At 38.9% G+C, this 11150-nt stretch carries 11 protein-coding genes; all 11 read left to right on the top strand.

The features are described 5' to 3' along the window. The first annotated feature begins 176 nt into the window (after window positions 1-176). Window positions 177-1520: an aspartate aminotransferase family protein gene (locus BFA01S_RS18625; RefSeq protein ID WP_066234311.1), complete on the top strand. Its 1344-nt coding sequence runs from the start codon at window positions 177-179 to the stop codon at window positions 1518-1520. A 15-nt stretch (window positions 1521-1535) separates the two neighbouring features. Beyond that, window positions 1536-2219, top strand: a complete 684-nt coding sequence (locus BFA01S_RS18620; protein ID WP_066234302.1) for a CoA transferase subunit A — start codon at window positions 1536-1538, stop codon at window positions 2217-2219. Then, window positions 2204-2866 (top strand): 3-oxoacid CoA-transferase subunit B, encoded by a 663-nt coding sequence (locus BFA01S_RS18615; RefSeq protein WP_066234299.1) that lies wholly within the window; start codon window positions 2204-2206, stop codon window positions 2864-2866. The genes BFA01S_RS18620 and BFA01S_RS18615 overlap by 16 nt, the downstream gene beginning before the upstream one ends. A 20-nt stretch (window positions 2867-2886) precedes the next feature. Next, window positions 2887-4155: a peptidase gene (locus BFA01S_RS18610; RefSeq protein ID WP_066234309.1), complete on the top strand. Its 1269-nt coding sequence runs from the start codon at window positions 2887-2889 to the stop codon at window positions 4153-4155. Window positions 4156-4280: 125 nt separating this feature from the next. Next, entirely contained in the window at window positions 4281-4493 is a 213-nt protein-coding gene (locus tag BFA01S_RS18605; RefSeq protein WP_066234293.1) for a hypothetical protein, read from the top strand. Between the two features lie 17 nt (window positions 4494-4510). Then, a complete protein-coding gene (locus BFA01S_RS18600; protein ID WP_066234290.1) occupies window positions 4511-5623 on the top strand; it encodes a GerAB/ArcD/ProY family transporter in 1113 nt (370 codons plus the stop codon). After that, window positions 5620-7173, top strand: a complete 1554-nt coding sequence (locus BFA01S_RS18595; protein WP_066234288.1) for a spore germination protein — start codon at window positions 5620-5622, stop codon at window positions 7171-7173. The genes BFA01S_RS18600 and BFA01S_RS18595 overlap by 4 nt, the downstream gene beginning before the upstream one ends. Beyond that, complete coding sequence (locus tag BFA01S_RS18590; RefSeq protein WP_066234283.1) at window positions 7170-8378, top strand: Ger(x)C family spore germination protein; 1209 nt, start codon at window positions 7170-7172, stop codon at window positions 8376-8378. The genes BFA01S_RS18595 and BFA01S_RS18590 overlap by 4 nt, the downstream gene beginning before the upstream one ends. 46 nt (window positions 8379-8424) lie before the next feature. After that, on the top strand, window positions 8425-9306 hold the full coding sequence (gene ablB, locus BFA01S_RS18585) for a putative beta-lysine N-acetyltransferase (protein ID WP_235843066.1): 882 nt from the start codon (window positions 8425-8427) through the stop codon (window positions 9304-9306). 78 nt (window positions 9307-9384) lie between these two features. Then, entirely contained in the window at window positions 9385-10794 is a 1410-nt protein-coding gene (gene kamA, locus BFA01S_RS18580; RefSeq protein ID WP_066234280.1) for a lysine 2,3-aminomutase, read from the top strand. Further along, window positions 10791-11069: a YokU family protein gene (locus BFA01S_RS18575; protein ID WP_066234276.1), complete on the top strand. Its 279-nt coding sequence runs from the start codon at window positions 10791-10793 to the stop codon at window positions 11067-11069. Before kamA ends, BFA01S_RS18575 begins: the two co-directional genes overlap by 4 nt. Window positions 11070-11150 lie beyond the last annotated feature (81 nt).

Here is an 11150-nt window from a genome sequence, read left to right as displayed (position 1 = left end):
AATAGAAGTTTCACTTTATTAAACAGCGCCCCCCTCTTTTCTGTGATAGAGGAAACAGGAAGGATGTCATTACATCAATATTGAGCCAAATTAAATTTATTATTACATTCCCCTGAGATAATAAGTGCTAATTTCCAGTCATACACATAATTAAGGATGGAAATTGAGGTGATATGTTGAAGAGGGATTATTTAATTAAACCAGTGATCAATGAATCTTATAAACAGATAAGCTATGGTTCAGGCGTTTATTTATATGATAAAGACGGGAAAAAATATTTGGATGGTTCTTCCGGAGCTGTTACATGCAGTTTAGGACATGGGGTAAAAGAAATAATTGAGGCAATGAATAAACAGGCAGAAAAAGTTTCATTCGTCTACCGATCTCAATTTACGACAGAGCCGGCGGAAAAATTAGCGGAGACAATCGCGAAACTGGCACCGGCTGATTTAAATTGGACTTTTTTCGTCAACAGCGGTTCAGAAGCAACTGAGACAGCGATGAAAATTGCGATTCAATATTGGCAGGAAAGAGGACAATACCGGAAAACGAAAATTTTATCAAGATGGATGAGCTATCATGGAATTACAATCGGTGCATTATCACTGTCAGGCCATACGGACCGCCGTTATCGATTTGTTCCATTGCTCGATGAAAATCCTGTTATTTCGCCTCCATATTGTTATCGTTGTCCATATAATGAATCATTTCCGAGCTGTGGTCTTCAATGTGCAAATGAACTGGAAAGAGCGATAAAAAGGATTGGAAAAGATCATATTGCTGCCTTCATTGCAGAGCCGATTGTCGGAGCAGCCGGAGCGGCTATTACACCTCCTGACGGATATTATGAAAAGATAAGGGAAGTTTGTGACCGCCACGAAGTGCTCTTTATCGCAGATGAAGTAATGACGGGAATTGCCCGGACCGGAAAAATGTTTGCGATAGAGCATTGGAATACCCGCCCTGATATGATCGTGCTTGGAAAGGGCTTAACGGCCGGTTATACACCGCTTGCAGCAACAGTTGTAAGCGACCGTGTAATGGAGCCAATTCTCTCGGGTTCCAAGCAGATTATGAGCGGACATACGTACAGTGCGAATCCGCAATCAGCAGCAACGGCGCAGGCAGTGCTTGATTATATGAAAGATTATTCACTCACAGAAGCCGCGAGAGAAAAAGGAAAATATCTTCTAAATAAGCTTCAGCATCTTCAAACATCTTCAAATATGATCGGTGATATTAGAGGAAAAGGTCTTCTAATTGGAATCGAATTTATTTCAAACTTCAAAAATAAACAACCTTTTAATAAACAGATGAATGTCACAAATATGATAGTAAAGCAAGCACAACTAAATGGACTATTAATCTATCCGTCAGCGGCAGGAATAGAAGGGGATTCAGGTGATGCTGTATTAATTGCACCGCCTCTTACGATTACAGAGCTTGAAATGGATGAGCTTGTTTCTTTATTTAAAAAGACGATAAAAGAGATAGAAAATCAGTTTGGAATCTCTTCTTAAAAGGGATGTGGGCAAATGGGTCAAAAAGTGAAAAAAATAGAAGAAGTGCTTGATGTCATAAAGAGCGGATCAACGATTATGATCGGCGGCTTTGGTGGAATAGGAAATCCCCCAACACTAATTCAGGCGATACTGGAGCGGGGAATCCGAGACCTTACGATTATATGCAATGATACAGGTTTTCCTGCAATCGGCGTCGGTAAACTGATTACAAACGGGAGGGTGAAAAAAGTAATTGTCTCCCATATCGGTTCAAATCCAATTGCAGGAAGGCTGATGGAAGAAGGCAAGCTGGAAGTGGAATTTTCTCCGCAAGGAACATTGGCAGAAAGAATCCGTGCCGGCGGTGTTGGTTTAGGTGGTGTATTAACAGATGTCGGCATCGATAATGAAATCGTGCAAAAAGGAAAGAAAATCGTGGAAGCTGATGGTCGTAAATATTTACTCGAAACAGCTTTAACTGCTGATACAGCAATTATTTTTGGAAAAGAGAGCGACCATTTCGGTAATCTTATTTACGATAAAAGCGCAAGAAATATGAATCCGTTAATGGCAATGGCTGCTGACTATACAATCGCGGAAGTCGAATCGATTGTTCCAGACGGTTCTCTCGATGCGGAATCCATTATTACACCTGGTGTTTTCGTTCAAGCTGTCATAAAAACAGATGGGGTGAACTGGAAATGGGTTTGGGAATAGAGATCAGATCGAGAATTGCAAGACGTGCTGCACAGGAAATTTCAGATGGCATGATCGTTAATTTAGGAATAGGGATTCCGTCACTTGTCGCCAATTTTTTAGAAAATAAGAAAAATGTGATGATCCAGGCGGAAAACGGAATACTTGGGATCGGAAAATCGCCTGCTAAAGGGCTTGAAGATAAAAACTTATGCAATGCCGGGGGCTACCCTGTAACAGTCTGTGAAGGAAGCTCCTATTTTGACAGCTCCATCGCATTTGGGATGATTCGTAAAGGTTATATCGATATGACCATTCTCGGTGCCCTGCAGGTGAGTGAGAAAGGAGATCTTGCAAACTGGATCGTTCCGGGGAAAATTGTACCGGGGATGGGCGGTGCGATGGAGCTTGCCCAAAAAGCAAAAAAAGTCGTCGTTCTTATGAATCATGTAACGAAAAAAGGGGAGCCAAAAATAATGGAAACATGTACCCTCCCGCTTACATCAAAAGCATGTGTACAGCTCATTATTACAGATAGAGCTGTTATTGAAGTGACGAATGAGGGGCTTGTACTAACCGGTATTATGTCTCCATTTACAGTAGAGGAAGTTATTCATTCAACAGCTGCTCCTTTAAAAATAAGAAAAGAGATAGAAGTTATTTTTTGAAAAAGGGGATGGATGCGGGGATGGAAGAGTTAAAAAAGAGGGTATGCAGATGGATTGAAAGCCAGGAACAGTCCGCCGTTACATTGCTTCAGCAGGTTGTGCAGGAGCGAAGTATTCAAGGAGAGGAAGCGTCTGCACAAGCAATTATTTTAGAGAAATGCCGCCAGCTAGGCCTCGCGATTGATTTATGGGAGCCGAGTAAAAAGCTGATGGAATCACATCCTCATTTTTTCACGGTGAGAAATCATTTTAAAAACAGTCCTAATATTGTTGCTCTTTTAAAAGGATGCGGGAACGGGAAATCGATTATTTTAAACGGACATATCGATGTTGTCCCTGAAGGTGATCTGGAACAATGGGAGCATGATCCGTATAAAGCTGAAATAGAGGACGGAAAAGTGTACGGGCGTGGAACGACAGATATGAAAGGCGGAAATATTGCCATGCTTATGGCGATAGAAGCAATTAAAGAAAATGATATAAAGCTTAAAGGAGACATTATTTTTCAAAGTGTTATAGAAGAGGAAAGCGGCGGAGCGGGAACACTTGCTGCGATACTGAGAGGGTATAAGGCAGATGGAGCTATTATTCCTGAACCGACAAATATGAAAATATTCACGAAACAGCAAGGCTCCATGTGGTTCAGGCTGAAGGTAAAGGGGAAAGCGGCGCATGGAGGCACAAAATACGAAGGTGTAAGCGCTATCGAGAAGAGTATGGTTGTTATTGAGCAATTAAGGCAATTAGAGAAAAGAAGAAATGACCGTATAAACGACCCGTTATATAAAAATATTCCGATTCCTATCCCGATTAATATTGGCAAGATAAGCGGTGGAACATGGCCGTCTTCTGTCGCTGATTTAGTCATTTTAGAAGGAAGATGCGGAATAGCTCCAAATGAAGATATTCATGATGCGAAAAAAGAAGTGGGAGATTTTTTAAATACATTATGTGAAATTGACGGCTGGTTCAAAGATAATCCTGTCGAGCTTGAATGGTTTGGTGCAAGGTGGCTTCCGAATGAAATGCCTGGTGACCATGAGCTTGTTACTCTGTTGAAAAAGGAATATAAAGCATTGCGAGGGGAAGATGCAGTAATTGAAGCTTCTCCTTGGGGAACAGACGGAGGATTATTATCAAAAGCAGGCCATATTCCAACCGTTGTTTTTGGTCCGGGTGAAACGAAAGTTGCTCACTTTCCGAATGAATATATTGAAATACAGAAGATGATCGATGCGGCAAAAATTATTGCGTGTCTGCTTATTGAATGGTGCGGACCGGTAGACTAGTGCGGTTTAGAACAGACGGGCTGATTCATTTTAATGAATCGGCTTTTTAATTTGGTAAAGAGAACATACATAAAATATGAACTATCGGCAAATAATGGATATATTAACAGGCAGGAAGGTGCAGCATGGTAACGTTATTATATATCGGAATTTTTATAGCGGTAATGCTGTTAATGGCTTTTATTGATACATTCATTTACGGGGATTCGATATTACAGCATTTTTTTTATTTCCTTCATTATGATCCGGGTACCCGTAAATGGTTTATGTATATCCCTATTATAATGGCCCTTATCAATTGCATCATAATAGATCGTAAAAGAAAAAAGGAGAAATAGCTTAGGAGGATTATGTAATGCAATCGAACAAAAAAGAAATGATCACTCTTTGGCAATTTTTCGTTTTAATAACGCTTTTTAATATGGGAGGCTCCGTTATTATCGGCCAGGCTTATGAGGCAGGGCAGGATGCCTGGATTGCTGTTATTGTGAGTGGAGTGATTGGTACAGCCATTATGCTCCTTTATTATTATTTAATAAAATATTCGAATGAGAAAAATTACTATTTACTAATGAAAAAAGCAGTGGGAAAATGGGCTGCAAAGTTTTTAATCTTTCTGTATATTCTTTACTTTTTCTATAGCTCAGGCGTTGTTATAAGAGATTTGGGAGAACTCATGGTTTCTTCCATTTTTGTTAATACTCCACTTGAAGTATTTTGTGTCACATTAACGCTGACGATTGCTTATATGCTTAAGCTTGGGATTGAAATATTAAGCAGAACAACTGAGATTTTTTTTCCTTATTTTGCGATATTTATTATTTTTGTAGGACTTGGAGTTCTTTTCAGCGGAAATATGGAGTTTGAAAATCTTCTTCCTATTATGCCAGAAGGAATTCAGCCGATCATAAAAAGTGTTTTTCCGTCCATGATTACATTTCCATACGGTGAGCTAATTGTTTTTACAATGCTGTTTCAACATTCGGGACGAAAGAAGCAGCTGGCAAAGGTAGTTGCTTTCGGGGTATTTATCAGTTTTCTTTTGCTTTGCTATTCAACTCTTATTCAGATTATGACTTTAGGTTCTGACATGAGGATAAGATCCAATTTCCCTTTATTGAACGTGGCAAGGGAAATATCGCTTTTAAATTTTATAGAACGTGTCGACCTTCTTATCGTCTTTGTGATGATGCTGGGAGTTATTGTGAAAGCCGGTATCCTTTTTTATGGAGGATTATTAGGTATACAGCATATTGCGGATATTTCTTACAGAAAATTTGTTTTGCCAATGAGTATGATTGTTGCTTTCATTTCCGTATTTGTTGCTGATACTTATGTCGAGCATATTGAAGAAGGCTTGAAAGTCATCCCTCTCCTTCTTAACGTACCTTTTCAGTTCATCATTCCTTTTTGTTTATTTTTATTGTTAATGATTAAAAAAATAAAGAAAAAGGTGGGAGCAAATTGAAGCTGACAGGACAATTTTTTAAAAATAAAAATAATAAAACTTCTAATTCCTTCAATGAGATAGTAGAAAATTCGGAAACAGACAGAGAACTTAGCAGCAATGTTAAAAGCAATGAAGACGCTCTAAACGAAATATTCAGCAGTTCGATCGATTTTACTGTAAACGAAATAATAATGGCGGGAAAAAAGGGACTAGTCGTTTATTTAAATTCAATGGTAAATGCGGAGCGTGTGTATGAAGAAGTGAAAGGGACAGTCATTCAGTTATCTTCAAAAGAAGATATATCATTTTCACATATTCAAAAGTCTTATTTCACTGATCAAAAAAGTTTTTTTGTTAAAACTTATCATGAATGTGTGTGGAATATTTTGAACGGTGCCGTCATTGTATTTTTGGATAGTTATAAAGAAGCACTCGCAATTGAGGTAAATGGATTTGAGACACGCTCCATTACAGAGCCAAGCACACAAACAGTTATTAGAGGGCCTAAAGACGGTTTTGTTGAGTCTATTCAAACAAATATAAGTCTCATAAGAAGAAGAATAAAAAATCCCCGCCTGACCTTCGAGCAGTTTATCATGGGCTCAGAATCAAGGACGACAGTCGTCATAGCATCTGTCAAAGGAATAATGAATGAAGAAACTCTTAAAGAGATAAAAACGAGAATTGAACAATCTGATGTCCCGGCTATATTAGATTCAGGGAATATAGAAGAACTTATTTCCGATAATATATATACGCCGTTCCCACTTATTTTCAACTCGGAAAGACCTGATACCATAGCTGCGAATTTAATGGAGGGAAAGGCTGCGATTTTAGTAGACGGCAGTCCTTTTGTATTACTTGCACCATGTGTTTTCTCTGATTTTTTTCAGACGGCGGAAGATTATTACCAGCCTTTTTTTATGGCGTCTTTTTTAAGGATAATCCGTTATATTTCTTTTATGATAGCCCTTATTATGCCTTCTTTATATGTAGCTATTACGACATACCATGTTGGCCTGCTTCCGACACCGTTATTGATTAGTATCCAGTCACAGAGGGAAGGTGTTCCTTTTCCGGCTGTGATTGAAATTTTAATAATGGAGTTTGCCTTTGAAGTATTAAGGGAAGCGGGTGTCAGAATGCCGAGAGTTGTCGGACAGACAGTATCGATCGTCGGCGCCCTTGTGATTGGACAAGCAGCGGTGGAAGCGGGAATTGTATCAAATGTACTCGTCATTATCGTTGCCTTTACAGCTATTTCGAGCTTTGTTACACCAATATACAAATTTTCGATCGCAACGAGAATATTAAGGTTCGTCCTAATATTAGGAGCCTCGGCTATGGGATTGTACGCTATTCTTTTATTGCTTGTTATTATGGTTGCTCATTTATCCGGTTTAAAATCGTTCGGTATTCCTTATTTAACACCAATTGCCCCTCTATCACCTGATAACCAGGATGATGTTTTTATCCGTTTTCCAATCGGGGCAAATAAGAAAAGGCCAACTTATTTAAAACCAAAAATGGAAAATAATATGGCGAAACAGGGTGGGAATAAAAAATGAAAAAAAACATTTTATTAGGGGGAATGGTGCTTTCTCTTTTTTTCTTAACGGCATGCTGGGACCACAAGGAATTGAATGATATCGGGATTGTATCCGGGATCGCGGTGGAGAAGGGAGAAAGGGATAAATACCGTTTTACCGTTGAAGTAATTAATGCTTCAGAGCTTTCGAAGCAAGGTGCACAAGGAAATACACCTGTTATTTCCTACAGCTTAGAAGGGAATTCGATTGCTGAATTAACGACGAAAGTAACGAAAGGCTTAATGAGAAGCCCTGAGTATTCCCATACGAGAGTCGTTGTTATTGATGAGGAGATCGCAAAGGAAGGCTTGCTTGAATTTCTTGATTTCTTTGAAAGAACCGGCGAAATACGCAATGATTTTAATATTTTTATTTCAAGAGGAGTAAAAGCTTCTGATGTGATTACAGTAGTCGATCCGGTACAGAAGATTCCAGGAATAAAAATGAATACTCAGGCTCAGAACTTCTTTAAAGAATGGGGAGGAGATCCTAATGTAAGAATGACTGATTTCATTCGCGCGTTAACATCTAAAGGGAGAAATCCGGTTGCGCAGGCTGTTACAATTGAAGGAAACCCGGCTGTTGGGAAATCAGTAGAGAACAATAAAGAAGTCGTACCACCGGCGAACTTTGTGCTGGACGGGCTGGCGGTATTTAAAGCTGATAAATTAGCAGGTGTGATGTCTGTGGAAGATACACGAAATTATTTATGGACACAAAATTTGAAAAGAACTGTTTTAACTGTTTCCTGTGAGCAGGATAATCGTTATATTGATATTCAAATTATATCATCTAAGACGGATAAGAATGTTCAGTATAAAAATGGCAGGCTTTACATAGATCTTGAAATTGACGGTGAGGCAAAACTGCTTGGAACCCAATGCTCACACGATTTAAAACTCATTAAAACAATGAATCTATATGAGGATTATATGAATAAGGAAATAAGCAAAATGATAAAAGGAACGATTGAGAAGGTACAGTCCGAATATCATTCAGATATATTTGGATTCGGTGAAGTACTGAGAAGACAAGATTACAAGTCGTTTAAGAAGCTGGAAGATGAATGGAATGAGATTTTTACAGAAGCAGAAGTAAACATTGTTTCCGATCTTCATCTGCGTCGTTCAGGAATTAGAAACCGCAGTTCTATTACGGAATATGAGAGAAATGAACGAGAATAATAAAGGGGTATGAAGTATAAAATGGTGTAAGGAGGCCTTTTTTCACATGTTGGGGGTGGGATGGATCAGAAAGAGAACAGTGGAAGAAAGAATGGTGACAAATACAGCATTTGCGGCTCTCACTATACTGGACTTTTATAATGAAAGATTAAAAATAGAAGAATACCGCGGGAATTTGCGAGAATTATTGAATACCTGTTTGGAAATAGCGGGTGAAAATAAGTTCACAAAGCTGATCATAAAAGTAAAATCAGCTGATCAGCTTTTACTGCTCGAAAGCGGATTTACGCTCGAAGCGGTCATAAAAAACTATTTTTACACGGAACATGCTTATATATATTGTAAATATTTAAATGAAATAAGAAGAACGACTTCCAAATGGATAGATGAAGACAGGCTGATCGAAAACGTAAAAGCATTAGAAATCAGTCCTTTAAAAGATATTTCGGCCTCCTTTCACATAAGAAAAGCGGTAATAGATGACTGCCTTTCATTATCAAATCTATATAAAGAAATTTTTGATATTTATCCTGTACCAATTACGGATCCTTCTTATATTGAAAAAACGATGAAGGAGGGGACGATTTACTACTGTATTGAGCATGAGAATAAAATTATAAGCGCGGCATCAGCCGAAATAAATGATAAACATTGCAATGCCGAAATAACAGATTGTGCAACATTACCTCCTTACCGCAAACATCAATTCATGCAGCATCTCATTACCGCTTTAGAAGAAGAATTAAGAAAGAAACATATTTTTTCGGCCTATTCTATTGCGCGTGCCCCTTCTTTCGGAATGAACAAAGTCTTTTATCAGCTTCATTACACATATACGGGAAGGTTGATAAACAATTGTTATATATACGAAGAGCTGGAAAATATGAATGTTTGGTGCAAGGATTTATCTCGAAATAAAACTTTGTGAACGTAAAAACAGCCTGGATAGTCTCTCCTATATTATCTTTTTGCATAGTATGTTGTAAATGAGATTGGGGGAATGATTATGAAATTCGATTTATACAAACCAAGCAGACATTGGAAAGAATTTGATCTTTGGAAAAATGTCACGGATGAGGAGTGGAATGACTGGTTATGGCAGCTTACACATACGATTCGAACACTCGATGATTTAAAAAAGGTCATCAATCTAACAAAAGAAGAAGAAGAAGGCGTGAAAATCGCAACGAAGACGATTCCTCTTAATATTACCCCATATTATGCTTGGCTAATGAATCCAGATGACCCAAGATGCCCGGTTCGAATGCAATCTGTCCCAATTTCAAAAGAAATGTATAAAACAAAATATGATCTTGAAGATCCGCTCTATGAAGATGAGGATTCTCCAGTACCGGGACTGACACACCGCTATCCCGATAGAGTACTGTTTCTCGTGACGAACCAATGCTCCATGTACTGCCGATATTGTACAAGAAGACGATTCTCAGGACAAATCGGCATGGGAGTTCCGAAAAAACAAATGGATGCGGCAATTGATTATATAAGAAATACATCTGAAGTCCGGGACGTATTAATATCTGGCGGCGACGGACTGTTAATTAACGACCAGATACTCGAATACATTCTGAAAAACTTAAGGGCAATCCCGCATGTAGAAATTATTCGGATCGGCACGAGGGCACCTGTCGTCTTTCCGCAGCGGATTACGGATAATTTATGTAATATTTTAAAAAAATATCACCCGGTCTGGCTGAATACTCATTTTAATACATCGATTGAAATAACAGAAGAAGCGAAAGAGGCATGTGAAAAACTTGTTAATGCAGGAGTACCTGTTGGCAATCAGGCCGTCATTTTAGCTGGTATTAACGACAGCGTCGGAATTATGAAAAAACTAATGCATGATCTTGTAAAAATAAGGGTAAGACCGTACTATATTTACCAATGTGATTTATCAGAAGGAATCGGACACTTTCGCGCACCAATTTCAAAAGGACTTGAAATAATGGAAGGGTTACGAGGACATACTTCAGGATATGCCGTGCCAACATTTGTGGTTGATGCTCCTGGCGGAGGCGGCAAAATTTCCTTACAGCCGAACTACATTATCTCCCAGAGCTCCGACAAAATCATACTCCGAAACTTTGAAGGTGTCATCACAAGCTATCCGGAACCAGAAAACTATATCCCAGGCCGTGCGGAAGAATATTTTGACAGCGTTTACAATGATAGAAAGCAAAAAACATCGAAAATCGGAATCGCCGGAATTTTTGAAGAGACACATCTGACGATTACTCCGAATAACTTAAACCGTCTGAAGAGAAGAGAAACTTATGAAACAGATCCATCTCATACAACATTAAAGGACCGCAGGGAAAAGCGGGATGAAATGAAGGAAAGAAAATATAAGAAGGAGCTCGAGAAGTATGAAACTAAAGATGGTGAAGGGTCATGAATTGTGAATGGTGCGGAGCGGAGAATGTTTTACAAACACATAACGATGTGTACTGGGAGCTGCCCGACGGAACGCGGGCAGTTCAGATTAAAAAAACACCATGTGTGAAATGCCCCAGCTGCGGGATGGAATATCAGATGGAGGAGACGGTGGAGGAGATTGAGGTTCAGCTCATGCTGATTAATTTGAAGCAGGTGCCGGAGTCGCTGACGTTTGAGGAGCTGATGAAGACGCCGAGGCATTTGAAGAGGAATTATTTTGATTTTTTGAGATAGGGAATGGGATGAGAGAGATTGTTAGGCTCATTTGTATGAAGCTTAATAATCTCTTTTTATCCCAGCCTTAACGGGCAGTAA

It is taken from the genome of Metabacillus fastidiosus NBRC 101226, assembly GCF_001591625.1.
Lineage (GTDB): Bacteria > Bacillota > Bacilli > Bacillales > Bacillaceae > Metabacillus > Metabacillus fastidiosus.
Note: the sequence above shows the minus strand (reverse complement) of the source record. Positions and strands in the feature narration are given on the sequence as shown.